Raw genomic sequence first — 26,345 nt, 5'->3', positions numbered from 1 at the left:
TCAAGGGTAGCTTCTTGCGCACTTGCGAGGCTTTCCGCATATAGTCGGCGGTCAACGTTCCGGAAACGCCGAAGAAAGCCCGCGCATGCCCACCCTCTTTCGCTTCCTGTTCGTGCTCGCGGCGATCGCCGGCCTGATCTATGGAAGCATGCAGGCCCTGGTGATGCTCGTCGAGCCGCGCGAGCGGGACGTAACCGTGCGGGTGCCCTCGGAGCGGCTCAACCCGCCGGCAAAGGAGTGAGTGGCTCATGGCCGATCTTTCCCGCGCCCATATCGAAGCTTTTCTGGAGATGATGAGCGCCGAGCGCGGTGCGGCGGGCAATACGCTTGCCTCCTACGAGCACGACCTGGAAGACCTGCATTCCTTTCTCGTCAATCGCAAGACCTCGCCGCTCAATGCCGAGAGCGCCGATCTCTCCGCCTATCTCGCTCATCTGGGAAGGCAGGGATTTGCCGCATCATCCCAGGCGCGGCGGCTTTCGGCGATGCGACAATTCTACAAGTTCCTCTATGCCGAGGGGCTGCGTACGGACGATCCGACCGCTATTCTCGATGCACCGAAGAAAGGCAGGGCGCTGCCGAAGATCATGAGCGAAGCCGACGTGACCCGCCTTCTTGAACAGGCGGCGCGAGAAGCGGCCGAGCCGGGGCCTGACCAGCTTTCGCGCCTCAGGATGCTCGCGCTCCTCGAATTGCTGTATGCCACGGGAATGCGTGTCAGCGAACTCGTCTCCCTGCCGGCGAAAGTACTCGACCAGGAAGGCCGTTTCCTGATGATCCGGGGCAAGGGCAACAAGGATCGGCTTGTGCCGCTCTCCCGCTCGGCAATCGAGGCGATGCGGAACTATGGCGCGGCAAGAGAGAAGACCTCGGAGCATATCGCCGATAGTCCCTGGCTCTTCCCCTCTTCCGGCAAGGAGGGCTATCTGCCCCGACAGGTCTTTGCCCGAGACCTGAAGGGACTTGCCGCGCGAGCCGGACTTAGAGCCGCCGCAATCTCCCCGCATGTGATGCGCCATGCATTCGCAAGCCATCTTCTGCACAATGGAGCGGACCTTCGCGTGGTTCAGGAACTGCTCGGCCATTCGGACATTTCCACAACCCAGATCTATACGCATGTGCAGGAAGAAAGGCTTCATGAGCTGGTGCAAACGCACCACCCTCTTGCAAAACAGGCCAAAAACCGGGATTAGAGGCCGCAAACAAAGAATGGGAACACCGCGTCCCTGAGATAATAAAGATCGGAAGCCGGATCTCATGCAGACTTATCTTGATTTCGAAAAGCCAATTTCTGACCTCGAAGGCAAGATCCACGAGTTGAAGAAACTCGCGGCCGAGGACGAGAGCATCGACACCTCCGACGAGATCAACCGGCTCGAAACGCGCGTTCGCGAGGCGACGAAGGAAATCTACGCCAAGCTCGGCGCCTGGGAAAAGACGCAGGTCGCGCGCCATCCGCAGCGCCCGCATTTCGTCCATTACGCCGCACAGCTCTTCACCGATTTCACGCCGCTCGCCGGCGACCGCAATTTCGGCGAGGACGCGGCGATCCAGGCAGGTCTCGCGCGCTTCAACGGCACCGCCGTCGCCGTGATCGGCCAGGAAAAAGGCCATGACACCAAATCGCGGCTGAAGCACAATTTCGGCAGCCCGCGCCCCGAAGGATACCGCAAGGCGATCCGCATCATGGAAATGGCTGACCGTTTTGGCCTGCCTATCATCTCGCTGATCGATACCGCGGGCGCCTATCCCGGCGTCGGAGCGGAAGAACGCGGACAGGCGGAAGCGATTGCCCGCTCGACCGAGACCTGCCTTGCGGTGCGGGTCCCGATGGTTTCCGTCGTGATCGGCGAAGGCGGCTCGGGCGGGGCGATCGCGATTGCTACCGGCAACCGCGTCTACATGCTCGAGCACGCGATCTATTCCGTCATTTCGCCGGAAGGCGCCGCCTCCATTCTCTGGCGTGATTCGACCCGCGCCCGCGAGGCCGCCACCAACATGAAGATCACCTCCGATGATCTGAAGGCTCTCGGCATTATCGACGACATCATCCCCGAACCGCTCGGCGGAGCTCATCGCGATCCGCAGACCGTGATCGCCGCCACCGGCAAGGTAATCACCTCCGCGCTGCAGGATCTCGGGAAACTTTCGGGAGACCAGGTGCGCGCCGCGCGGCGGCAGAAATTCCTCGATATCGGCCGGAATCTCTGATTCGAACAGGCTGCGCCTGAAAAATAGCCAATTTTGGCCACATTGCTGATAAGAGTGAGTCGCGGTCGCGATTTGCTGGACAGACGGGGACAAGCGGTTAAGACGATATAAAGATTACCGCTTTATTATCGAGTTTCGTGCCGACCTATTCGCAGCCCAACTGGTTTGTACCGATGCGCTTGAAAAATATCGCTTTCATCCTGCTCTTGGCCACGACTCTTGCGGGCTGCAACGACACCTTGGATTCGGTCGATATCTCCACCGTCAAGAACAAGGTCGAGCATCCTCTGCCTGCCCGCCGGATTGCGGAAATGCAGAAGAAGAACATGCCGCGCACCTCGCCGATCATGATCCGCATATTCAAGGAAGAGGGCGTTCTCGAGGTCTGGAAGGCGAAGGCCGATAATCGATTCGACGTGATCGCGAGCTATCAGATCTGCGCCTGGTCCGGCAAGCTTGGCCCCAAGGTGAAAGAAGGCGACCGCCAGGCGCCCGAGGGCTTCTACAACCTCACGCCCGCACATCTCAACCCGAATTCAAAATATTATCTCGCCATCAATACCGGTTTTCCGAACCGCTTCGATCAGGCGATGGGCCGCACCGGCTCGAACCTGATGATTCACGGCGCTTGCTCTTCCTCCGGCTGCTATTCGATGACCGACGAGCAGGTTCTGGAAATCTATGCCTTTGCGCGAGACGCCTTCAAAGGCGGCCAGACATCGGTGCAGCTGCAGGCCTTCCCATTCCGCATGACGGCGGAAAACATGGCCCGCCACCGCAACAGCGAGCACCATGACTTCTGGAAGATGCTGAAGGTCGGCTACGATAACTTCGAGGTCACCAAGCGGCCGCCGGAGGTGAATGTCTGCGAGAAGAAATATGTCTTCAACCAGCAGACGGACGCCAGCGGCAAGCTGGGATCGGCCGAAGCCTGCCCGCCGATGTCGACCCCGCCGGCGCTGGCAATGGCCCTTGCCTCCTATGAAAAAACCTACGACGTCGCCTACGAAAAGGCTGTGAAGAAACTCGACGGCATGGTCTGGTACGAGCCGAGCGAAGCCGAACGCAAGGCGATCGTCGCCGACAAGCGCAAGGGCCGCGACCTTGCCTATGCGCCGACCGGCACCTCGCTCGCCGCCGGTAAGCTGATGAAGGAAGAAGAGTTCGCCGCCCTGATGCAGAAGCGCACGGCAACTCCCAACAAATCCGCTCAAACCGCCGTCGCCGCCGTATCCTCACGTCCAGGCACCGCCGCCGAACGCATGAAGCAGGATCGCCTGCCTCAGGCTGCAGGCAGCCCGGCGCCGGCACAGGCTCCGGCTCCCGCCGAAACGCAGGTGGCGAACACGGAAGGAACGGCCACCACGGTACCGATCCCGGCGCAAAATCCGCTCGCCTATGCCGCGCCGCAGATTCCAGACGACAGGAAGAAGCCTTTCTGGAAGTTCTGGGCCAAGGAATGACTTTTCCCGCCGACAGCCTCTATGACCTCAGAGGCTTGAAGTGCCCGCTGCCGGTTTTGAAAACCCGCAAGCGGCTGACGACTCTGCCGAGCGGGACGGAACTCGCGATCGAAACCAGCGATCCGATGGCAGCGATCGACATCCCGCATTTCTGCCGGCAGGAAGGGCACGAGCTCTTGCGTTCTGAAAAGACCGAAACCGGCCACCTTTTCCTGATCCGGAAAGGCTGATCCAGTTACATCTTCATGCCGGGCACGGCGAGCGGATTATCCTCCAGCGCCGCCCGGTCAGGGCGATCCACCTGCGGCTGGCCGGTAAAGGCGGCGAAGAGATCCGCAACGAAGCTTTCCGGCAGGTCCTGCGTGATGAGCACCATGCGCGTGCGCCGGTCGGAACCCTCCGGCCACTTCGGCAGGCGCTGTGGCGGATGAAAGATGCTCTGGACCCCGTGCAGGATGAGCGGCCGCTCGGGATTATCGGCAAGCGCCACCACCGCCTTCATGCGCAGCAGCTTCTCTCCATGGGCCGAGCGCAGCAGATCCACGAACATTTCCAGCGCCATCGGATCGATCGGTTCGTCGTGGATGATCGAGAAGGAACGGATGTTCTCGCCATGACGGCTGATGTCATGGTGATGGTGAGCGTGGTGATGATGGTGATGGCCGTGAGCATGCTCATGATGGTGGTCATGGTGATGCACCTCATCATGATGATGCTCGTGATCGTGCGCGATTTCATCGCGCAGCCAGCGATCGACATCGGCGATCTTCGTGGCCGGATCATAGAGGCCGTTTTCGAGGATCGCGGCAGTGCCTGCTTCCGCGCGGTCGCCATCCACCATTGGTGCGCGGGGATTGAGCGCGGCAAGGCGTGATTTCAGGGCGGCAACTTCCGCGGCTTCCGCCATCGCCTGCTTCGAGATCACCAGCCGGTCGGCAACCGCGACCTGCTTCACGGCTTCCTGGTGCCGGTCGAGCGTGGCAAGTCCATTGACCGCATCCACGAGGGTGACGACGCCGTCCAGCTCGAAATTCTGTGCGACGACCGGATTGCCCATGACCGACTGCATGACAGGCGCGGGATCGGCAAGGCCGGTCGTCTCGATCACCACGCGGCGGATCGGCTTCAGCCGGCCGGTCTGGATGCTATCCATAAGCCCCGCGAGCGTTTCCACCAATTCGCCGCGCACGGTGCAGCAAAGGCAGCCGTTCGAAAGCTCGACCAGCGTGTCGCCCGAGGTCTCGACCAGGAAATTGTCGATGCCGACCTCGCCGAACTCGTTGATGATGACGGCCGTGTCGCTCGTATCCGGGTCCCTGAGAATGCGGTTGAGCAGGGTCGATTTCCCCGCACCGAGAAAACCGGTGAGAATGGAGACCGGAATGCGACCGCGCGGGTGAGACATGGGACTTTCCCGTTCAAAAAGTGGGACGTGGCAAGGGGATCGGCACGTTAGCGATCTCTTCCCCGCCCTTGTTGCCTGCAACAGTCTCGGGACCCGGGATGAGCCCGGCGAAGCTATAGACCGGCGGGCGGGCCATTTCCTTGATATAGGGCGAATGCACGACCATGCGACCGGCATCGTCCCGCCCTTCGCTGCGGACCTTGGCAGCTTCCCGATTGCAGATTTGGTCGCTGAGATCGTTGATCGTGGCGGTATCGCCATAGGGAGCAAGCGAGGCAAGTGGCACGCCGCGGTTTGCCGCGATCGTCAGCCCCTTCTGAAGCAAATCGGCGGAATCGTCGGCGCGGCCGGCAAGGCTGTCGGAGCCGAGCACGACTGAAATCACTGTTCGTCCGTTGCGGGTCGCCGAAGAAACCTGATTGAAGCCGGCTGCGCAGATGAAGCCGGTCTTCATTCCGTCCGCACCCTCGAAACGGCCGATCAGCATGTTGAAATTAGGATAGTTCTTCTTGCCGGTATTGATGCCTTCGAGCGAGAAATAACCCGCGAATTCAGGAAATTCGCGCTTCAACTGCAGCGCCAGGATGGCAAGATCGCGCGCCGTCGTATACTGCCCCTGCCCCGGCAAGCCATGCGGATTGATGAAATGCGTGGACGTCATGCCGAGGCGCTGAGCCTCAGAATTCATCATCGCCACGAACTGGTCGAGCGAGCCGCCCACGGTTTCGCCGACGGCGACCGCGACGTCATTCGCCGATTTGACGAGGAGGATCTTCAGCGCGCTGTCCATGGTGAGCCTGGAGCCGGGCTTGAAATACATCTTGCTCGGCGGCTGATCGGCCGCCCTCTTGCTCATCACTACCTCGCTATCGAGCGAAAGCCGGCCGCTCTTCAGCGCCTTGAAGGTCACATAAGCCGTCATCAGCTTGGTGAGCGAGGCCGGATACCATTTCCGGAAGGCATCCTCGTGTTCAAGAACACGGCCTGTCCTGACATCGATCACGATCTTCGGATTGGCGGCTGCATGGCCGGCGGAGCCAAGGAGTGCCAGAGCCGTCAAGGCTGAGATCAGCCGAGTGGCGGACGGCAGACGGGGCTTCGATAGAGGCAAGATAGTTCCTCGTTGTTCCTGGATTAACGAGTAGGGCGGATAGTTGGCCTATGTGGCCAAGCAATGGCAAAGAAGATTGATTGCGTCAATCGTGAGGGGCAGTATCGTCTGGGGAGGACGAGTCATAACCGCGTGAGCGAAAAATAAGGGAACAATATGCCGATTTTGAACCGGGCCGCCGAACTGCAGGACGAAGTCAGCGGCTGGCGACGATATCTTCATGAAAACCCTGAAATTCTTTATGACGTCGAAAATACCGCCGCCTTCGTGGCAGCGAAACTGAAGGAATTCGGTATCGACGAAATCGTGACGGGCATCGGCCGCACCGGCGTCGTGGGCATCATCCGCGGACAAGGGGCCGGCCGCACCATCGGCCTGCGTGCCGACATGGATGCCTTGCCGCTGACCGAGATCACCGGCAAACCCTGGACTTCCAATACGGCCGGCAGGATGCATGCCTGCGGCCATGACGGGCACACGGCCATGCTCCTGGGTGCGGCCAGATATCTTTCCGAAACCCGCCGGTTCAACGGCGCCGTGGCGCTGATCTTCCAGCCCGCCGAAGAAGGCGGGGCCGGCGCGCTCGCGATGATCGAGGACGGCATGATGGAACGCTTCGGCATCGAGGAAGTCTACGGCATGCACAACATGCCCGGAATTCCCGTCGGCCGTTTCGCGATCCGCAAGGGCGGCATCATGGCCGCCCCCGACCGCTTCACCATTACCGTCAAGGGACGCGGCGGCCATGCCGCTCAGCCGCACCGGACGATCGACCCCATCTTCATCGGGTCGCAGATCGTCGGCAGCCTGCAGGCGATCGCCGCCCGCAATGCCGATCCGCTGCGCTCTGTCGTTATCTCGGTTACGCGTTTCGATGCCGGCACCACCCACAACATCATTCCGGACGAGGCGATGCTCGGCGGCACGGTGCGCACGCTCAGCGAAGAGATCCGTGATCTTGCCGAGAACCGTATCCGCCAGATCGTCGCGGGTATCGCCGGCGCTCATGGCGCGGAAGCCGCGATCGAATACGAGCGGAACTGCCCCGTGACCGTGAACCACGATCGGGAAACGCTCCATGCAGCCGGTATCGCGCAGGAAGTGGCCGGAACGGCAAACGTCGACACCGACGTCGACCCGAGCATGGCGGGCGAGGACTTCGCCTATATGCTGAAAGCCCGGCCGGGCGCCTTCATCTTCATCGGCAACGGCGATAGCGCCCCTCTCCACAATCCCGGCTACGACTTCAACGACGAAGCGATCGCCTTTGGCATTTCCTACTGGGTGAGGTTGGCCGAACAGCGGCTGAGCGAGTGATCCCGGCATCCGCCGAGGAAAAGACTTGGCTTCGGCAGACGCCTTTTGTATGGATGTGCCAAGTGGTCCCGTAGCTCAGCAGGATAGAGCACCAGATTCCTAATCTGGGGGTCGCGCGTTCGAATCGCGCCGGGATCACCATCAAGCCCTGGTCGATTGCGGCGCTATCTTATCTCACCTTGACGAGCGAACCTTCGGGCAATGTCAGGCAGATGCCGACACCCGCTCGAAGAGATGCTCGTATCGCAGTATCAATCCCTCTTCGTCGACCACCAGATCCGCCTCAAAACCCGAAGACAGCCCCAGGTCGACATAGCGGAGCTTCCCGGGACCTTGCCGGTCGTAGCGCTGCCTTGAACGCGCAACAGTCAGCGCCGGCCCATCGATGAAGGCGACGTCAAGCGTGAAGCTCTCACTTCCGGTCTTCGCCATCTCACGGATAGGTAAAGTGTTGCAGAAAGGGGTGATCGACAGATCCGGCTCTGCAGCGCCTTCGAGATCGGCCCGCGGCTTGCCGTCTACCTGCCAGCCGGCTCCAGCTCGCTCCAGCCTCAGCATCCCGTGGCCCTCCGCGTTCCAGCGTTCGACAACGACGGACTGCGCATGCCAATCGGGGTCGAGCCGCCAACGATGATCCACCCGGCAACCGCCGGATTGAAGGCAAATGACGGTTGACGTGGCCTTTATTCCCTCGGGCTCCACAACAAGCTCCAGGCGCTCCAAGCCTTCGGTATCCGCGCCTCGCCAGAAAAGGACCGATTTGCTCATGATGAGCTCCTTGATTTCGACCAGGATGCAAGCTGTCTCTAGAGGGCTCCCACCGAATCGCGGGGATCGGCTCACGGAGTCACGAGAAATCTTCAGCCTAAATGAATGGTCCTCAATCACGTCCTAGGCCGTCAGAATACCTGTGAATCACTGACCTGCAAAGCCCCTCTGCTCTTGCCCGTGACTACTTCGCAGCACAGCAGCACTTCCGCTTTTCCACCACTCCAGAAACGATTTTTCGCCGCAATTCACCCTCCCCGCCGACTTACTGGATGCGGGCTTGATCTAAGTTCCACCGTGGAGTAATTATTTCCCCGCCGAAGTGATTTGTGGAATTTTATCGCGGGGACGATTCTCATGACGGCGATTCGCTGCGCCCGGATTCGCGGGCTGACTTTGCTGACTGGCCTGCTGCTTCTGGCAGGCTGCACGTCATCCCAGACAACTTCCTCCATCGACGCCGACGCGATCAAGGCAAGCGCCGTTCCGGCAGGAGCTTCGAAGAAACGGGTCTACAACTACACGTCCGCCGACCGCGAATGCCTGAAAAGGGCAATGTATTTCGAATCCGAGCGATCGAGCAAGAACGGCTTCATGGCCGTCGGCAGCGTGGTGATGAACAGGCTGACCTCCGGCGCCTATCCCGGCACGATTTGCGGCGTGGTTTCCCAGGAGAAACAATTCGCCCCGGGCGTGATGACGCGGAAAATGGAAGAGGAAACGGCCCCTGAACTCGAACTAGCCGCCGACGCCATCCTTCGGGGCGAGCGGCACCCGCAGGTGAAGAATGCCATGTTCTTTCATCAGAGCGGATTGAAGTTTCCCTATCGGAACATGCACTACGTGACCGTTGCCGGCGGCAACGCCTTCTACGAAAAGCGTGGCCGGGACGGCGATCTGCAAACCCCCGCCCCAAGACAATCCGGCGAATACGTTCTGAGCTTTGCTCAGCCCTCACCGGCCTCCCAGGGCCTGACGGAGATTACCGACCTGGCGCAGGCAACCGCGCCAACCGCTTCACCGGCAACGGATGTGGCATCATCTCCCGTACAGGCCGATACATCTGCAATTGCGGCTGCTGCATCTCCTGCGGAGACATCGATTTCGGTTGAGGATCCTATCCTGCCGTCGATAGTTCCAGTTCCAATCCGACGGCCTGAACTGCCCGGCGCGTCGGCCGCGGAAGTTGCAGCGGTAAATACCGGCACGGGGCCACTTCGCTCCGGGACCAATACGCTGCAGTAAAGCCACCGGTCGCTTGGGCAAAAAAAATGGTCAGCGCGGCCTGACGTGCTCCATGCGAAAGCCGAGGCCGATCAGGCGGCCGGCGAGATGGGCGAGCAACGGCCAGCGGGCGATGCCGCGGACGAAAGCCGGCGGCCCTTGGCGTTTCCGCTCATCCACCTGATCGGCGCGACGGCTGCTCCGCATCATCAATTGCAGCTTCTGCGTGGCTCTGGTGGGAAAACCGCGGCGCTTCTCCACGGCGGCAAGGTCCGCATCGGAAAGCCTCCCCTCACGAAGCGGCCGTGACAGGATATTGGCGGCCGCGACTGCATCCTGGATCGCGAGATTCACGCCGACGCCGCCGATCGGCGACATGGCATGCGCAGCATCGCCTATGCAGATCAGGCCTGGCCGCCACCATTGCTTCAATCGATCGATGCGCACCGTCAGAAGGCTCGTATCGTCGAAGCTGCGGATTTCCTGTACGCGATCCGCCGGCAAGGGCGAAACCTCGATCACCATTTGCCGAAACGCTTCGATCCCCTTCCCGCGGATTTCGGCGAAGGTGCTTCGGCGAATGACATAGCCGCATTGCCAGTAATCGCCGCGATCGATCAGCACGAAACCCTGGCGCGGGCCGGCATGGCCCATCGCTTCCTGCGGATCACCCGATTGTTTCGACAGCCGCATCCAGACGACTTCGCTCGGAGCTCCGAAGCTTTCAACTTCAAGCCCGGCCTTTTCGCGCACGACGGAATTGCGGCCATCGGCACCGATGAGCAGCTTGGAGCGGATGGAAAGCGGCCCATCCGGCGTCTCGGCGACAAGGCCGGCAACTCTCCCCTCTTCCTCCAAGAGCCCATCCACCCTTGCCTGCATCACCAGCCGAAAATTCGGATAAAGCTTCGCCTGTCCGGCAAGGAAGCTCAGGAAATCCCATTGCGGCATGAAGGCGATGAAACGATTGCCGACCGGCAGGCGGGAGAAATCGGCGATCGTCACCGTCCGGCCACCCATTTCGGCCGAGAGTTTCGGCGCGCGAGTATGCGGCAACTTCAGGAATTCCTCGATCAGGCCCAGTTCGCGCATCACCTCCAAGGTGGAAGGATGGATCGTATCGCCACGAAAATCCCTCAGGAAATCGCCGTGCTTTTCCACCACGACGACATCCACGCCAGCGCGCGCCAGCAATAAGCCGAGCATCAGCCCAGCCGGCCCGGCTCCAGCAATGGCGCAAGTAGCGCTGATTTCCGTTTTTTCGCTCATGGCTCTATTTGGCTTCGATCCCGATCGCCGATCAAGCAGCACATGGTCGCAGCCGGATCGAATTCAAGGCTGCTCTTGTGAGCCGCCGCTTTCGCTTGTAGACCAGCGGCAGTTTCATGAACGAGGAATTTCATGGCCGCTGACAAACGTCGCATCAGCATTCTCGGCTCCACCGGCTCGATCGGCGTCAACACCCTCGACGTCGTCAACCAGCTCGGCGGGCGCGATGCCTACGACGTCGTCGCGATCACCGGCAGCAGCAATATCACGCTGCTTGCCGAGCAGGCTCGCAGCTCAGGCGCCCGGCTGGCGGTGACGGCGGACGAGAGCCGCTACGCCGAATTGAAGGAGGCGCTCGCCGGCAGCGGAACGGAGGTTGCGGCGGGGCGCGAAGCGCTGATCGAGGCAGCCTCCATGGAGGCTGACTGGGTGATGGCGGCGATCGTCGGCACCGCCGGCCTTGCTCCCACGCTGGCCGCAGCAAGACGCGGTGCGGATATCGCGCTTGCCAACAAGGAATGCCTTGTCTCGGCAGGCGAACTCTTCGTGAAGGCGGTGGCCGAAGGCGGCGGGCGGCTGATCCCGGTCGACAGCGAGCATAGCGCGATCTTCCAGTCGCTCGAGGATGACCAGCACCACGCGGTGGAGCGTATCGTATTGACCGCTTCCGGCGGGCCGTTCCGCACCTGGACGCGGGAACGGATGGCGGGCGTGACGGCCGATATTGCTCGGGCGCACCCCAATTGGTCGATGGGGTTGAAGATTTCGATCGGCAGCGCCTCCATGTTCAACAAGGCGCTGGAGATGATCGAGGCGAAACATCTCTTCGATCTCCGTCCCGAACAGATCGAGGTGATCGTCCATCCCCAATCGATCATCCATTCCATGGTCGGCTACACGGACGGCTCGGTGCTGGCCCAACTCGGCTGTCCCGACATGCGCACCGCGATCGGCTATGCGCTGACCTATCCGAACCGGCCGAAGCTTGACGTGGAACGGCTCGATTTCGCCAAGCTCGCCCGACTGGACTTCGAGGCACCCGATGAAATCCGCTTTCCGGCGCTCAGACTTGCGCGGACGGCACTCGAGCGCGGGGGCGTGCAGGGCGCGGTGATGAACGGAGCGGAAGAAACCGCTTTCCATGCCTTCTGCGATGGACGCATCGGTTTTCTCTCGATGGCTGATGTCGTCGAACGGGTGATGGAAGACATGGTGCAGTTCAGCGCCGCCTCGACCATGGAGGAGGTCTTTGCCGCCGATGCCGAAGCACGCCGGCGGGCCAGAGAGGTTATCGCGCGGGGAGAGATGGTGGCTTAAGCGGCTATTCCAACTGCGAGCGTCATTCAACACTCCGCCGTCATGCTCGGGCTTGTCCGGAGCATCTATCCACGTCGATGGTGCTGAAATGGCTTAGATCCTCGGGACAAGCCCGAGGATGACGAAGGCGGCGGCGAGCCTTCAGACTAATCACGCCACGTGGCGCGCCAGCGCGCAGCGCGACCAGAGCTGATGCAGCGAGCCGACGAGATGCTCGAGATCGGCATCCGAATGCAGCGGCGTCGGTGTGATGCGCAGGCGTTCCGTCTTGCGCGGCACGGTCGGGTAGTTGATCGGCTGCACATAGATATTGCAGGTATCGAGCAGGATATCCGAGATCCACTTGCACTTCGCAGCATCACCGACCAAGACCGGAACGATATGGCTCGGATTGTTCATGTGCGGAATGCCGCGCTGGTCGAGCATGGCGCGCAGCTTGCGCACCCGGTCCTGATGGCGGACGCGCTCGAAGGGGCTTGCCTTCAGATGCTGGATCGAGGCGACCGCGCCCGCGGCAAGCGCCGGCGGCAGCGCCGTGGTGAAGATGAAGCCGGAAGCGAAGGAGCGAATGAAGTCGCAGAGCGCGGCCGAGGCGGCGATATAGCCACCCATGACGCCGAATGCCTTGCCGAGCGTGCCTTCGATGACCGTCAGGCGGTCCATCAGGCCTTCCCGTTCGGCAATACCACCGCCGCGCGGGCCGTACATACCGACCGCGTGGACTTCGTCGAGATAGGTCATGGCGCCGTATTTGTCGGCGAGATCGCAGATCTCCTTGATCGGCGCAATATCACCATCCATGGAATAGACGGATTCGAAGGCGATCAGCTTCGGCGCGTTCAGATCGGCCGCCGCGAGCCTGGCTTCGAGATCGGCCAGATCGTTGTGCTTCCAGATCACCCGCTCGCACTTGGCATAGCGGATGCCTTCGATCATCGAGGCGTGGTTCAGCGCATCGGAGAAGATGATCAGGCCGGGGATCTTGGCGCCCAGCGTGCCGAGCGTCGCCCAGTTGGAGATGTACCCGGAGGTGAAGACGAGCGCGGCTTCCTTGCCGTGCAGATCGGCAAGCTCGCGCTCGAGCAGAACATGGTGGTGGGTGGTGCCAGAGATATTCCGGGTGCCTCCCGCACCCGCGCCACAGTGATCTATGGCTTCCTTCATGGCCGCGATCACAGCCGGATGCTGGCCCATGCCGAGATAGTCGTTGGAACACCAGACGGTCACTTCCTTCGGACCATCGGGGGTGTGACGCGTGGCACGCGGAAAATTGCCGCGATGCCGCTCAAGATCGGCGAACACCCGATAACGGCCTTCCTGATGAAGCCCGTCCAGCTCGCTCTTGAAAAACGCCTCGAAATCCATGTCACACTCCAGAACCTTGCTTGGTTTTGGTTTGTAGGCCGCTTTTCGTCAACCCTGCTGCGAGAGAATAAAAGCCGCCTGCGGCATTTGGCCCGACTTTTTTGAATTATTCCAATGAACAGCTAGCGAAAATCTGAAACTGATTATTTGATTTGCGTCAAGCCGGCACGAAAAAGGCGGCCCTAAAGCCGCCCTGTTCAGAATGCGGCGTGAACCAAGGCTCATCCCGCCGCGGCCATAGCTCGCTTCGCCATTACCTTCACGAGATTGGCCCGGTATTCGGCATCGGCGTGCAAGTCAGACAACATGCCGGCTGAATCGACCGCTATGTTTGCCAGAGCGTCGGACGACCAGGATGAAGCGAGTGCCGCCTCCATGCCGTTATGGCGGAAAACGCCATCGGCGCCTGCCCCGGTCACGGCAACACGCACCCCATCGGCACCGCGAGAAACGAAGACACCAGCCATCGCGAACCGGGAGGCTGGGTTGTCGAACTTGGCATAACCCGCCTTTTCCGGCGCCTCGAAAGTCACCGCGGTTATCATCTCCCCTTCTTCCAGCGCAGTCTCGAAGAGGCCGGTAAAGAAGTCGTCCGCCGGGATCGAGCGACGATCGGTAACGACGGTTGCACCAAGACCAAGGACCACGGCCGGATAGTCCGCGGCGGGATCGTTGTTGGCGATGGAGCCCCCGATCGTGCCCATGTGCCGAACGTGGGGATCGCCGATCCGGCCGGCCAGATGGCAGATCGCCGGACAGACCGCCTGCAGCGCCGCCGAGCCTGCCACATCCGAATGCGGGGTTGCCGCGCCGATCCTGACCTTACGGCCCTCGACCGCAATTCCCTTGAGATCGGGAATATGACGAAGATCGACGAGATCGCTCGGGGCGGCAAGCCGCTGTTTCATGGTGGCGATCAACGTCATTCCGCCGGCAAGATACTTTCCTACGGGCCGCGAGGAGAGAAGATTGACCGCTTCCTGGACGGAGGAAGCGCGATGATAGTCGGTTGCGTACATGTCCCTTCCTCCTCAATGGGCAGCGTGCAGTGCGTGCCAGACCTTCATCGGTGTCGCCGGCATGGCGAGCCGGTCGTGGCCGATCGCGTCCGTGATGGCGTTGATCAGCGCCGGAGGCGAGCCGATAGCGCCGGCTTCGCCGCAACCTTTGACGCCGAGCGGATTGTTGGGGCACGGCGTGTTCTGATGCGACAGCTTGAACGAGGGCAGGTCGTCGGCGCGCGGCATGGTATAATCCATGTAGCTCGCCGTCAGAAGCTGGCCTGTCTCGGGATCGTAGTGAACCCCTTCGAGCAGCGCCTGACCGATGCCTTGCGCAAGGCCGCCATGCACCTGGCCCTCGACGATCATGGGATTGATGATGTTTCCGAAGTCGTCTGCCGCGACGAACTGGACGATGTCGGTCTCGCCAGTTTCCGGGTCCACCTCGACTTCGGCGATGTAACAGCCGGCCGGGAAGGTGAAGTTGGAGGGGTCGTAGAAGGCGCTTTCCTTCAAACCGGGCTCCATGCCGGACGGCAGGTTGTGAGCGGTATAGGCGGCCAGCGCCACCTGAGGCCAGGGCAGGGTCTTATCCGTGCCGGCAACCTTCAGCTCGCCGTTTTCGACGACGATGTCGCTCTCGTCGGCTTCCATCAGATGCGCGGCGATCTTCTTCGCCTTGGCCTCGACCTTGTCGAGCGCCTTGACGACTGCCGACATGCCGACCGCGCCCGACCGGGACCCGTAGGTACCCATTCCCATCTGCACCTTGTCGGTATCGCCATGCACGATGTTGATGCTGTCGATCGGCACGCCGAGACGATCAGCGACGACTTGGGCGAACGTGGTTTCGTGCCCCTGGCCGTGGCTGTGCGAACCGGTGAAGACCTCGATGGTGCCGACGGCGTTCACCCGCACTTCCGCCGATTCCCAAAGGCCGACACCGGCACCGAGCGAGCCGACCGCCGAAGAGGGAGCAAGGCCGCAGGCTTCAATATAGCAGCTCATGCCGATGCCGCGTTTTCTGCCGCGCGCTTCCGATTGCGCCCGCCGTTCAGCAAATCCGCTCCAATCGGCGGCCTGCATCGCTGCATTCAGCGAGGCTTCGTAATCGCCCGCGTCATAATTCATGATGACTGGCGTCTGGTGCGGGAAGGACCGGATGAAATTCTTTCGCCGAAGCTCCGCCGGCGACATGCCGAGTTCCCGCGCGGCGATTTCCATCGTCCGCTCCAGCAGGTAGGTCGCTTCCGGACGCCCGGCGCCGCGGTAGGCATCCACCGGCGCCGTGTTGGTATAGACGGTGCGGACATTCGCGTGGATCGCCGGGATATCGTACTGGCCCGAAAGCAGCGTGGCATAGAGATAGGTCGGCACGCAGGATGAGAAGAGCGACATGTATGCGCCGAGATTGGCGATCGTATCCACCTTGAGACCGATAATGCGATGATCGGCGTCAAAAGCCATCTTCACCTTGGAGACATGATCGCGCCCATGCGCATCCGTGAGGAAAGCCTCCGTGCGGTCGCTCGTCCATTTGACCGGGACACCGGTCTTCTTGGAAGCCCAGAGACAGACGATTTCTTCCGGATAAATGAAGATCTTGGAGCCGAACCCGCCGCCGACATCCGGCGCGATGACGCGCAACTTGTTTTCGGGCGCGACATTGTAGAAGGCGCTCATAACGAGACGCGCGACATGCGGGTTCTGGCTCGTCGTGTAGCACGTATAGTGATCCTCGGCCGCATCATAGATGCCGAGCGTCGCTCTCGGCTCCATCGCGTTCGGGGAAAGGCGGTTGTTGACGATATCGACCTCGGTCACATGCGCGGCCGACGCAATCGCCCGATCGGTTGCTTCGGGATCGCCTAGCTGCCAATCGAAAATCAGGTTTCCGGGTGCTTCCGGATGGAGCTGCGGGGCGCCCGGCTCCAGCGTCGCAAGCACCTCCGTCACGGCCGGCAACTCCTCGTAGTCCACCTCGACGGCTTCGGCCGCATCCCGCGCCTCCACAGCCGAATCGGCAACGACGATCGCCACCGCGTCTCCCACATAGCGGACGGTATCGACCGCGAGCGGACGCCAGGCGCCCATCTTCATCGGCGAGCCGTCTTTCGAATGGATCATCCAGCCGCAGATCAGATTGCCGATGCCATCCGCCTGGAGCTGCTTGCCGTCCAGCACATCGATGACGCCGGGCATGGCCTTGGCGGCGGAAGCGTCGATGCCCCTGATTTTCGCGTGTGCATGCGGGCTTCGCACGAAGCAGGCATGCTTCATGCCGGGAACGACCATGTCGTCCGTATAGCGGCCTTTGCCGGTCAGGAAACGCTTGTCTTCCTTGCGAGCAACGCGGGCACCGATTCCTTCAACACCCATTTTCGATCTCCTCCAGAAACGAGTGAATAGTGAGTAGGAACTAGTCGGTAGTGAGTAGTGTAGAAGCTAGACTACGAGGTCCCGCCTGAACCGCTAATCACTAACGACTGCTCACTACTCACTTACTCCGCTGCCTGCCTCCTGCCAGCACCGGCCATTTCGGCATCGGCGGCAAGAACGGCTTTGACGATGTTATGATAGCCGGTGCATCGACAGATATTGCCTTCGAGCCCGGCTCGAATGCTCGCTTCGTCGAGATTTCCACCATGGTGGTTGATCATGTCGACGGCGGTCATCACCATGCCCGGCGTGCAGAACCCGCATTGGAGGCCGTGATGTTCCTTGAAGGCCGCTTGTACGGGATGCAGTTCGCCCTGCGGCGCCAGGCCTTCGATGGTCGTGACGGTCGAGCCCGAGGCCTGGACCGCCAGGATGGAACAGCTCTTTACCGAGCGCCCGTCCATATGGACGACACAGGCACCGCATTGTGTCGTGTCGCAGCCGACATGCGTACCCGTCAGCCCGAGTTTCTCGCGAATGAAATGCACGAGAAGCATGCGGTCTTCGCATTCGCCGCTCACCGTGCGGCCATTCACCACCAGCGTCACTTTCGCCATCTTATTCCTCCCAGTGCCTCCTCAAGCACTCGGGTATCATTTGCTTTTTTGCCCAGGGGATCAACAGCTAGTTTCCACGCAAAGCGCTTTTACCGGGCCGATGACGCATCATTGAACGCACGTCAGCACAGGCAAGGGAAGCAGAAATCCCTTCCTGAACCGGCTCGCGCAGCGCCCGAAACCTGGCCGAAATCTGATTGTCGATTGGTTCTAGACTTCCACATTTCAGCGGTTATTGTTCCCGCCCGTTAGGTAGCCTACAAAAGTAGCGATCAGGGCGAGGTCGCGGGCTTGGGTCGGACACCGACATTAGTCTCAATCCTGGAGGATTTTCATGAAGAAAGCCCTGGTGCTTCTTTTGGCCAGCTTGACGCTCGCAAGCTGCACGCAGACCGAGAAGGGAGCCGGCATCGGTGCCGCTTCCGGCGCCGTGATCGGCGGATTGGTCAGCGGTAACGTACGAGGCGCCGCCGTAGGTGCTGCGATCGGCGGGGTCTCCGGCGCGCTCATCGGCTCTGTTTCCGAACAGCCCGGCCAATGCTACTACCGCGACCGGTACGGTCGCCGGTATATCGACGATTGCCCGCGTCGCTACTGACACATTGCTCGGACAACACACCGAGGATTGTGGCCCCGGAGCACGCTCCGGGGCTTTTTCGTCGCAAAAACAAGAAGGACAACCGGAAAGGGGTACCCCGTTTACTCATTTGCGGTTAGATACGTAGCCCTGACGAGGGTCGTAAGGCCCGGAGGGGTCAATATTAGTTAGTTGAGTATGCGAAACGAAGACGCCGGGTGGAAAAACGAGAGGACGTTTCGCGGAGCAGGTAGTGTCGCGCTTGCCCTCGCTCTCCTGTCTTGGCCCGGGCTCGCCGACAATGCCTACGCCCTGAAGATCTTCGGGATCACGCTTTTCGGCGAGGACGAAGAGACCATCGAGGTCATCAACCCGGTACGATATGACGCGACGCTTTCAGCAGGCGATGCCGATAAAGATCTAACGAAACGGCTGGAAAACGCTGCATCGCTGGTAGCCGACGAGGAAGAGCCGGTTTCCGGCGACCTCGGCATCGTCATCAAAGCCCGCGAGGATCGAGACCGGCTCGTGGCGGTCCTTTACGAGGAGGCGCGCTACGGCGGCACGGTCGACATCTCGATCGCCGGCACCGATATCGACCAACTGCCTCCAAACCCGACCTTCGATCATTCGGGACCGGTGCCGGTTACAGTCACCGTCAATCCCGGCCCGGTTTTCCGCCTTGGCACGGTGCGTCTCGAAGGCGATGCAGCAGGGCGTGATCCTTCCGCCTACGATCTCACTCCCGGTGGAGAGGCAGGCTCGCTGCTGATCATCAAGGCGGGAGAAAGAATGCTTGCCGATCTGAAGGAAGAGGGCCGCCCGCTCGCACGGCTGACCGAACGCCAGGTAACGGCCGATCACGCGACCCAAACCGTGGACGTGGTCATGGGTGCCGTTTCGGGGCCGGTCGCTCCTTTCGGCCAGGTTGCCGTAAAGGGAGCGCGCACGGTCGACGCCAATTTCATCAGTCGCTATTCGCGGCTCGACAAGGGCGGCCGCTATTCGCCGGAACAGCTGAAAAAGGCCTCAGAGCGGCTGAGGGAACTCGGCGTGTTTTCCAGCGTCAACATCCGCGAGGCGAATGCACTGGCTCCCGATGGTTCGCTGCCGCTGACCATCGAGATATCGGAAGGCAAGCATCGCTATTTCGGTTTCGGAGCGGAATATTCCTCGATCGACGGCACGGGCATCCAGGGCTATTGGGGACATCGAAACCTGTTCGGACAGGCGGAGTCGCTCCGGATCGAAGGCAAGGTTTCGGGGCTTGGAACCAATACCGACCTCGACGGTCTCAACTATTCGGCCGGCATCATCTTTACCAAGCCGGGCGCCTTCGTGCCCGAAGCGACCTTCGAATCGCGACTTGAGGCAAAAAGCGAGAACCCCGACGATATCTATAAAGCCCAGTCCGTGACGGCATCCGCCGGCTTCGCCTATGAACTCAATGAGACGGACAAGCTGACGGCGGGCGGAGAAATCGCCTGGATCAGAGCGGACGATGCTTTCGGAGAAAACGAATACCTGACCTTCAGCGTGCCGGTGGGTTTCGAGCGAGATAAGCGCGACAACAAGCTGGAGCCGACCGAGGGCTATTATGCGACCCTTGCCGCCAAACCGAGCTATGAAGCTCTCGGCAGCAGTTTCTTCTCCTCCTTCGAGGGGTCGCTCTCCGGCTATCTCGGGCTCGGCGAGGAAAACAGGACCGTGCTTGCGGCAAAGATTGCCGGCGGGATTCTCGCCGGTGGCGATGATCTCGTCAGCATCCCCGTGACGCGGCGCTTCTTTGCCGGGGGCGGCGGTTCGGTGCGCGGTTACGGCTATCGGGAAATCTCGCCTTACAATGATGACGACGAGGCGCTCGGCGGCCGCTCCTACACGCTTGCCTCCTTCGAAGTGCGGATGAAGCTGACCGATTCGATTGGTATCGTGCCGTTTATTGACGTCGGCACCGTTTCCACCGAAATAGTGCCTGATTTCTCTGATATACGCGCGGGCGCCGGGATCGGCATACGGTACGCCACGCCTTTCGGCCCGCTGCGATTGGACGTCGCCGTCCCGTTGAAGCGCTATGACGGCGGCAGCCAATACGGTATCTATGCAGGTATAGGCCAGGCATTCTAATAGGGGCTTGCGAGCCGGCTGAAAGGTATGATCTCGGGCATGATGCTGATGATTCGCCTGCTGAAATGGGTTGTGGCGCTGGCGCTTGGTGCGACTGCGATCCTGCTCGTCATGGCGGTGGGCATTGCACTGTTCGTCGCATTCACGCCGGTCGGCGGACGGATCGCGGCAGACCGTATCTCTGCGATCGTCTCGACCCCTGATCGCATCGTCACCATCTCGCCGCCAGAGGGCTTGCTGACGGGCAACCTGCGCATCGGCGCCCTGACCCTTGCCGACGAAGCGGGCACCTATGCCGAGATCGACGGCATCACGGTCGACTGGTCTCCGGCCGCCCTCGTCAACGGCGTCTTCCGTGCGGATCGCATTTCCGCCGAAAGCATCGACTTCCTGCGCCCTCCGGTCCCCAGCCCACCTGCCCAGCCGCAACCGGCTTCTCAATCGGGCTTTTCGCTTCCGGTTGGGATAGAGGTTAAAGAGATCGATCTGCCGGACATCAATCTTTCTCCAGCACTTTCGGGCCGCGATTTCTCCCTGTCGCTTCGGGGCTCCATCAACGCCGCCGGACCGAACATCGCGCTTGATCTCGAAGCGACCCGCAAGGACGAGCCCAACGCCCGCGCGCTCGCCGATGTCCTCTACGCTCCGGCCGAAAACCGGCTCACGTTGAAAGCTTCCATATCGGAGCCGCAAGGCGGTCTGCTTGCCCGCCTCCTCCGCCTGCCTGGCGCTCCGGCCGTCGATCTGGCGCTGGACGGCGCAGGTCCGCTTTCCAACTGGGCCGGCAAGCTCGACGGCAGCGTCGGGGGCGTTCCGGTCATCGCCGTCAACGGCACGCATGTGCTCGAAGAGAGGGACGCCCATCGCATAGAGGTGACGGGTGGCGGCCAGCTCGCGACCCTGCTCCCACCTGCCTTCCGGCCGCTTTTCGACGGTACGACGGACATCGACATTTCCGCCAGATACGGCAAATCGGGCCGCGTCGACATAGAGCGCGGAGACCTCACATCCGGCGCGGTGCGCATTACGGCCAAGGGCGCATGGGATCCGGCCGGCGATAACAGCCTGACCGCGAGCCTTGCCGGCACCAACGGCCCGGTGGATGTCGTCTGGCCGATCAATGGACAGGAGAGCCGCTTCTCCTTCGAGACGATCAACTTTACCCTGAACGGTGCTGCGACCGCAGCCCGCTTCAACGCGACCGCAGCCCTCAGCTCCGCGGAGGTGCCGCAGGGTCGTTTCGAGCAGATCCGCCTTCAGGCGGAAAGCGAGGATCTGAACCTGATCGAGCGGAGCGGCAGCGTGAGAAGCCGGCTCACCTTGGGGCAGACACATTTCGAGAATGCAGAGATCAACCGGGTGATCCGTGCGCCGGTGACCCTGGATGCCCCGATCCGACTTGCACCGCCTGCGGTTGGCCTCGATGCGGCAACTTTTGAAAGCGCCGGGCTCAGCGGCACGGTCAGCGGCGCCTACGACCTTTCCAAACAGGGTGTGACCGGCAACTTCCGCGTTTTCGCCGATCCTTCCGTGCTGCCCCCGGCGCTAGCGCCGAAGTTTGAAGGCAAGGTCGCGGCCGAAGGATATGTCGACGCGGTATCCGGTGGCCGCGTGAGCCTCGAGAACATCGTCCTCAAATCGAATGCGGTCGAAGCCCACGGGAATGTTCTCATCGAAAAGGAGGCCATATCCGGCCGCCTCGCAGGCCGAGTGCCGGAACTCAAGCGCTGGCTTGCCGATGCCGAGGGAGCGGCAGGCTTCGACATCTCCGCCGAGGGGCCGCTGAACGCTCCGGCGGTCAAGGCGGTCGTCAACTCCGCCGAAGCGCGCCTTGCCGGCCGGTTGCTGGAGGACCTGAGCCTCACGGTGAACGGAACCGCCAACCCGTCCGCTCCGACGGGACACGTCGCGGCGACCGGATCGCTGGACGGTCAGCCGATCCGCGTGAATGCGGACGTGACCTCCGCCAATGGACAGACCTCCGCTCCCGATATCAGCGCCGAGATCGGCCCCAACCGGCTGACCGGTTCCCTGAACTTCTCGCCGGACATGCTGCCGGAAGGCATGATCTCCTTCGAATTTCCGGATGTATCGCTTCTCGCAGCGCTTGCGGCCCAGCAGGCGCAGGGCGACCTGAAAGGCACGGTAACGCTGAGCAATGCCGACGGACGGGCCGGCGCCGTTATCCGCGCCAACGGCTCGGGGCTCACGCGCGGCAATCTCACGATCGCCGGCCCCGCCATCGACCTTACAATACCCGATATCAAGGCGCTTGCCGCGGAAGGCACGATCCGCGCGGCCCGCATCGGAAGCGGCGCCTTCGGCGTGACGAATGTCGATCTCGGACTTACTCACGGCGAGGGCACTACCACCTTCAATCTCACTGCCGGCTACGACAATGCCCCCTTGACCGCCGCCGGCAATCTTCGCACGGGCGAGGAGATCGTAATCTCCCTCGACAGCTTCTCCGCCGCCCCGCGCAACATTCCGGTCCGGCTTGCCAACCCGACGCGGATCGCCGTCGTGGATGGCAACGCGCGGCTCTCCGATCTCACCATCGCGACAGGCAACGGCAGCGTCACGGTCAACGGCACGGCCGGTTCGACGCTCACGCTCAACGCGCGCATCGCCGCTCTGCCGGCCAATCTGATCAACACCTTCGTCCCAGCCCTCAACGCCGCCGGGACGATTTCCGGAACGGTCGACGCCACCGGCCCCGCCACGTCACCGTCGATACGCTACGATCTGGAATGGAGCGACGCGCAGTTCCGCCAAACGCGGGATGCCGGCGTCGCGCCGTTTCAACTCAGGGCCAGCGGCAAATTCGAGAATGGGACGGTAGCGCTCGATGCCACCCGCCTCTCCGGCGCGGATGGCCTCGATCTTTCCGCCACCGGACGAGTGATCCTCGATCAGAACGGCGCTCCCGCGCTCGACGTCAACGCCGACGCGCGATCCGTCCCGGCAAGCCTCGTCAACGCCTTCGTACCCGACCTCGGCACTCGAGGCACGATCAGCGGCAAGGTAACCGCGACCGGAACACCGAACGCCCCGGCTATCCGCTATGACCTGACCTGGGCGAATGCCGGCGTGCGGCAGACGGTGGATGCGGGACTTTCCGCGCTGCAGGTGACGGCCGGCGGAACTTTCGGCAACGGTAGGGTCACGCTCGATACCCGCCTCACCGGCCAGGGCGGCCTCTCCCTTTCCGGCGGCGGCTCCGTCTCGCTATCGGGGGAAAAAGCGCTCGACCTGAACTTCGATGGTCAGCTCCCCTTCTCCATTCTCTCGGGCCAATTGGCCGCCCAAGGCTTCGTGCTGGAAGGAAACGCCAATCTCGACCTTGCAATTCGCGGCACGGCCGCCGCTCCCGCGATCACCGGGACGGCATCCGCTTCCGGCGCGCGGCTCATCGACGTACGACGCAATCTCGCGATCAACAATCTCGCCGCGAACGTCACCTTCGACGGTAATCGGGCTACGATCTCGAATCTTGGCGGCGCGCTTTCGACCGGCGGCCGCGTCACCGTGGATGGTACAGTCGGCATCACGCCCGGCTCCGGCTTTCCCGCCGATCTCCGGATCAATCTGGCGCAGGCGACTTATGCCGACGGCACGCTTGTCGCCGCGACCGCGGACGGCACGCTGACCCTGACCGGTCCACTGGTGTCAGGTCCGGCGCTCGGCGGCCGGCTGACATTGACCAAGGCCGCGATCACCGTACCGGCCAAGCTGCCGACCTCGCTGACCGAGATCGACATACGCCACCGCAACGCCCCTGCCGACGTGCTGCGCCAGATGGAGGAATTACGTCCGAAGGAAGCGCAGGGCAATTCCCGCCCGATCGCCCTCGATCTCATCATCAGCGCGCCGAACGGTATCTTCGTGCGTGGCCGGGGCATCGATGCCGAATTGGGCGGTGAACTAACCGTGCGCGGTACGGCCGTGGCACCGGAGGTTTCCGGCGGTTTCGAGATGCGCCGCGGGCGCATCGTCATTCTCACGAAACGCCTGGATTTCACCGAAGGCGACATCACGTTCGGCGGCGGGCTGATTCCCGTGCTCAACATGGAAGCCAGCACGACATCCGCCCAGACGACGATTACGGTCAACGTGACGGGCATTGCCAACGACCCGCAGATATCCTTCTCCTCTTCTCCTGCCCTTCCGCAGGATGAGGTTCTGGCGCGATTGATCTTCGGTCAGTCCATGTCGCGCCTCTCGCCGGTGCAGATCGCCCAGCTTGCCGATGCAGTCAGTCAGTTGGCCGGTGGCGGCTCTAACTCGCTGCTGGAAACGCTGCGAAGCAATCTCGGCGTCGACGATATCGACATCAACACCGACGATACCGGCCAGACGACCGTTTCTGTCGGCCGCTACATCAACAATCGCACCTACCTTCAGGTCGAGCAGGGCGGTAGCGCCGGGGCAAGAGCCACCATCAATCTCGACGTCGGCCGCGGCGTCAAGCTGAAGGCTGGGGCGGGCACCGAAGGGGGCACTGCCGGCATATTCTACGAACGCGAATACTGACCGCGACTCCAGGGAAAATCGATGGCATCCAGAGAGATCACACTGATCGGCGTACCGCTTGAGGAAGGCTCGGGGCGTGGCGGCTGCGCCATGGGGCCGTCCGCATTCCGGCTGGCGGGCATTGCCAGTACATTGGCCGGGCTCGGCTATACCATTGTCGACAATGGCGATCTGCGCCCCTCCCCCGCCGCCGATCTGGATGACCGGCCCAGTGCGAAAAACCTGCCGATCGTCGGCGCCTTCACCCGGCAGCTCGCCGAACAAACCTATGAAAGCGCTGCCGCCGGCGCCGTCCCGGTTATTCTCGGCGGCGATCACAGCCTTTCCATGGGCAGCGTCTCCGGCATGGCACGTTACGCATGGGAGGCCGGCCGGCCGCTCTTCGTGCTCTGGCTCGATGCCCATGCCGATTTCAACACACCGGAAACCTCGCCCTCCGGAAACATCCACGGCATGCCGGTGGCCTTTTTTACCGGCCAGGCGGAGTTCGCGCCGATCCTCGATCCAAAACGGCCCTTCGTGGACCCGAGGAATGTCTTCCAGGTCGGCATCCGCTCGGTCGACGAGGAGGAGCGGGCGCTAATCGCCAGGCACGGCGTCAATGTCTTCGACATGCGCGCCATCGACGAGCACGGGATGGCCGCGATCATGCGGCAGGTCATCGCCGCCGTCGAGAAGGTGAACGGATTGCTCCATGTCAGTCTCGATGTGGACTTTCTCGATCCCGACATCGCCCCCGGCGTCGGCACCACCGTGCCGGGAGGTGCGACTTTCCGTGAAGCGCATCTCATCATGGAAATGCTGCACGACAGCGGCCTCGTGCGCTCACTCGATCTGGTGGAGCTGAATCCGTTCCTGGATGATCGCGGCAAGAGCGCCCGCATCATGGTGGAACTCACCGCAAGCCTGTTCGGCAAACGCGTGCTCGACCGCCCGACCCGTGCGGCTTGATCTCCCGCGGCAAGCCAAGCCGCAATGCTGCACAATGCCTTTGCCCATTCAGCTTTGTGCAACACTCTTCCCATAGGATCACCCCAAGCGCGACCGGGGCTCGAGAGGCATATGGCACGCGAACTTTACGGCAACGGTCGCGCCAGCGCGGTGCTCCCGTCCAGCCTTGGATCATTGGGAGAAATATCGATGGCGACCGCCAACTCCACGAATTACGGCAACGAGATGCTGGAGATCATCGCTTTCCGGCTTCACGATCAGGAGTTCTGCGTAAAGACGACGACGATCCGGGAAATTCGCGGTTGGGCGCCTTCGACGCCGATCCCACACGCGCCCGCCGATGTGATCGGCGTCATGAACCTGCGCGGCTCGGTTATTCCGATCATCGATCTCGCCTACAAGCTCGGAATGCATAGCACCGTTGCCAACGAGCGCAGCGCCATCGTGGTGGCGGAGGTCCACAACATGGTGATCGGCATGCTGGTGGATCGCGTCTCCGATATCCTGACGATCCCCTCCAGCCAAGTTCAGCCGGTTCCGGAAATCTCCGCATCTTTCGACAAGTCCTTCTGCGAGGGGGTCATCGCCAGCGAAGCCGGCATGATCTGCTTCCTGAATCTCGCCAAGATGTTCAAGGGCAACGAAGCCGAAGATCTCGCCGCATAGTTTCGAGGTCCCTCTTCTCATCGATCCGAAGCCGCCGGGCATTGCCC

The 26,345-nt window shown here is 61.8% G+C and carries 21 protein-coding genes and 1 tRNA gene; 14 read left to right on the top strand and 8 right to left on the bottom strand.

Annotated elements, in window-relative coordinates; all coding sequences use genetic code 11:
- The first annotated feature begins 85 nt into the window (after positions 1-85).
- The 5 genes from ACE04I_RS01410 (at position 86) to ACE04I_RS01390 (ending at position 3,904) form a co-directional block, all read left to right on the top strand.
- Complete coding sequence (locus ACE04I_RS01410; RefSeq protein ID WP_170986323.1) at positions 86-241, top strand: hypothetical protein; 156 nt, start codon at positions 86-88, stop codon at positions 239-241.
- Between the two features lie 7 nt (positions 242-248).
- Entirely contained in the window at positions 249-1,193 is a 945-nt protein-coding gene (xerD, locus tag ACE04I_RS01405; RefSeq protein ID WP_046796330.1) for a site-specific tyrosine recombinase XerD, read from the top strand.
- A 64-nt stretch (positions 1,194-1,257) separates the two neighbouring features.
- Positions 1,258-2,211, top strand: coding sequence for an acetyl-CoA carboxylase carboxyltransferase subunit alpha (locus tag ACE04I_RS01400; RefSeq protein ID WP_046796329.1), 954 nt, complete (start codon positions 1,258-1,260; stop codon positions 2,209-2,211).
- A gap of 173 nt (positions 2,212-2,384) precedes the next feature.
- Positions 2,385-3,674, top strand: a complete 1,290-nt coding sequence (locus ACE04I_RS01395; protein ID WP_137326708.1) for a L,D-transpeptidase family protein — start codon at positions 2,385-2,387, stop codon at positions 3,672-3,674.
- Positions 3,671-3,904, top strand: a complete 234-nt coding sequence (locus ACE04I_RS01390; protein ID WP_046796328.1) for a sulfurtransferase TusA family protein — start codon at positions 3,671-3,673, stop codon at positions 3,902-3,904. Before ACE04I_RS01395 ends, ACE04I_RS01390 begins: the two co-directional genes overlap by 4 nt.
- 5 nt (positions 3,905-3,909) lie before the next feature.
- Here the strand turns inward: ACE04I_RS01390 and ACE04I_RS01385 are convergent, their stop codons facing one another.
- Entirely contained in the window at positions 3,910-5,079 is a 1,170-nt protein-coding gene (locus tag ACE04I_RS01385) for a CobW family GTP-binding protein (protein WP_046796327.1), read from the bottom strand.
- 13 nt (positions 5,080-5,092) lie between these two features.
- Positions 5,093-6,190 carry a D-alanyl-D-alanine carboxypeptidase family protein gene (locus ACE04I_RS01380; RefSeq protein WP_245282146.1) on the bottom strand — a complete coding sequence of 366 codons (1,098 nt, stop codon included), beginning with the start codon at positions 6,188-6,190 and terminating at the stop codon, positions 5,093-5,095.
- A 156-nt stretch (positions 6,191-6,346) separates the two neighbouring features.
- Here ACE04I_RS01380 and ACE04I_RS01375 point away from each other — a divergent pair, with 156 nt between their 5' ends.
- The gene (locus ACE04I_RS01375; protein ID WP_046796325.1) at positions 6,347-7,507 is read left to right on the top strand and encodes a M20 aminoacylase family protein; all 1,161 of its coding nucleotides are present in this window, start codon (positions 6,347-6,349) and stop codon (positions 7,505-7,507) included.
- A 64-nt stretch (positions 7,508-7,571) separates the two neighbouring features.
- A tRNA-Arg gene (locus ACE04I_RS01370) sits at positions 7,572-7,648 on the top strand.
- 63 nt (positions 7,649-7,711) lie between these two features.
- Here the strand turns inward: ACE04I_RS01370 and ACE04I_RS01365 are convergent.
- Positions 7,712-8,275 carry a putative glycolipid-binding domain-containing protein gene (locus ACE04I_RS01365; protein WP_046796324.1) on the bottom strand — a complete coding sequence of 188 codons (564 nt, stop codon included), beginning with the start codon at positions 8,273-8,275 and terminating at the stop codon, positions 7,712-7,714.
- 357 nt (positions 8,276-8,632) lie between these two features.
- On the opposite strand from ACE04I_RS01365, the gene ACE04I_RS01360 reads away from it, so the two are divergent.
- Positions 8,633-9,520 carry a cell wall hydrolase gene (locus tag ACE04I_RS01360; RefSeq protein ID WP_082118445.1) on the top strand — a complete coding sequence of 296 codons (888 nt, stop codon included), beginning with the start codon at positions 8,633-8,635 and terminating at the stop codon, positions 9,518-9,520.
- A 30-nt stretch (positions 9,521-9,550) separates the two neighbouring features.
- Here ACE04I_RS01360 and ACE04I_RS01355 read toward each other — a convergent pair whose 3' ends face one another.
- Entirely contained in the window at positions 9,551-10,768 is a 1,218-nt protein-coding gene (locus ACE04I_RS01355) for an FAD-dependent oxidoreductase (protein WP_046796323.1), read from the bottom strand.
- A 132-nt stretch (positions 10,769-10,900) separates the two neighbouring features.
- Here ACE04I_RS01355 and dxr point away from each other — a divergent pair, with 132 nt between their 5' ends.
- Positions 10,901-12,085 carry a 1-deoxy-D-xylulose-5-phosphate reductoisomerase gene (dxr, locus tag ACE04I_RS01350; protein WP_046796322.1) on the top strand — a complete coding sequence of 395 codons (1,185 nt, stop codon included), beginning with the start codon at positions 10,901-10,903 and terminating at the stop codon, positions 12,083-12,085.
- 150 nt (positions 12,086-12,235) lie between these two features.
- Here the strand turns inward: dxr and hemA are convergent, their stop codons facing one another.
- The 4 genes from hemA to ACE04I_RS01330 all read right to left on the bottom strand — a co-directional run bounded on the left by hemA (position 12,236) and on the right by ACE04I_RS01330 (position 17,447).
- Complete coding sequence (hemA, locus tag ACE04I_RS01345; protein ID WP_046796321.1) at positions 12,236-13,450, bottom strand: 5-aminolevulinate synthase; 1,215 nt, start codon at positions 13,448-13,450, stop codon at positions 12,236-12,238.
- Between the two features lie 221 nt (positions 13,451-13,671).
- A complete protein-coding gene (locus ACE04I_RS01340; protein WP_046796320.1) occupies positions 13,672-14,469 on the bottom strand; it encodes an FAD binding domain-containing protein in 798 nt (265 codons plus the stop codon).
- Positions 14,470-14,481: 12 nt separating this feature from the next.
- Positions 14,482-16,830: a xanthine dehydrogenase family protein molybdopterin-binding subunit gene (locus tag ACE04I_RS01335; protein ID WP_046796319.1), complete on the bottom strand. Its 2,349-nt coding sequence runs from the start codon at positions 16,828-16,830 to the stop codon at positions 14,482-14,484.
- A gap of 122 nt (positions 16,831-16,952) precedes the next feature.
- Complete coding sequence (locus ACE04I_RS01330) at positions 16,953-17,447, bottom strand: (2Fe-2S)-binding protein (RefSeq protein WP_046796318.1); 495 nt, start codon at positions 17,445-17,447, stop codon at positions 16,953-16,955.
- A 334-nt stretch (positions 17,448-17,781) separates the two neighbouring features.
- Between ACE04I_RS01330 and ACE04I_RS01325 the strand changes: the two genes are divergently transcribed.
- The 5 genes from ACE04I_RS01325 to ACE04I_RS01305 all read left to right on the top strand — a co-directional run bounded on the left by ACE04I_RS01325 (position 17,782) and on the right by ACE04I_RS01305 (position 26,298).
- Positions 17,782-18,045: a YMGG-like glycine zipper-containing protein gene (locus ACE04I_RS01325; protein ID WP_046796317.1), complete on the top strand. Its 264-nt coding sequence runs from the start codon at positions 17,782-17,784 to the stop codon at positions 18,043-18,045.
- A 177-nt stretch (positions 18,046-18,222) separates the two neighbouring features.
- On the top strand, positions 18,223-20,148 hold the full coding sequence (locus ACE04I_RS01320) for an autotransporter assembly complex protein TamA (protein ID WP_046796316.1): 1,926 nt from the start codon (positions 18,223-18,225) through the stop codon (positions 20,146-20,148).
- A gap of 39 nt (positions 20,149-20,187) precedes the next feature.
- The gene (locus ACE04I_RS01315; RefSeq protein ID WP_170986322.1) at positions 20,188-24,681 is read left to right on the top strand and encodes a translocation/assembly module TamB domain-containing protein; all 4,494 of its coding nucleotides are present in this window, start codon (positions 20,188-20,190) and stop codon (positions 24,679-24,681) included.
- Between the two features lie 21 nt (positions 24,682-24,702).
- Positions 24,703-25,632, top strand: coding sequence for an arginase (rocF, locus tag ACE04I_RS01310; protein WP_046796315.1), 930 nt, complete (start codon positions 24,703-24,705; stop codon positions 25,630-25,632).
- A 189-nt stretch (positions 25,633-25,821) separates the two neighbouring features.
- Positions 25,822-26,298: a chemotaxis protein CheW gene (locus tag ACE04I_RS01305; protein WP_046796314.1), complete on the top strand. Its 477-nt coding sequence runs from the start codon at positions 25,822-25,824 to the stop codon at positions 26,296-26,298.
- Positions 26,299-26,345: the final 47 nt, after the last annotated feature.

It is taken from the genome of Rhizobium moroccans, assembly GCF_057559155.1.
The sequence above is the reverse complement of the archived record's forward strand: the minus strand, read 5'-3'. Positions and strand labels throughout refer to the sequence as shown.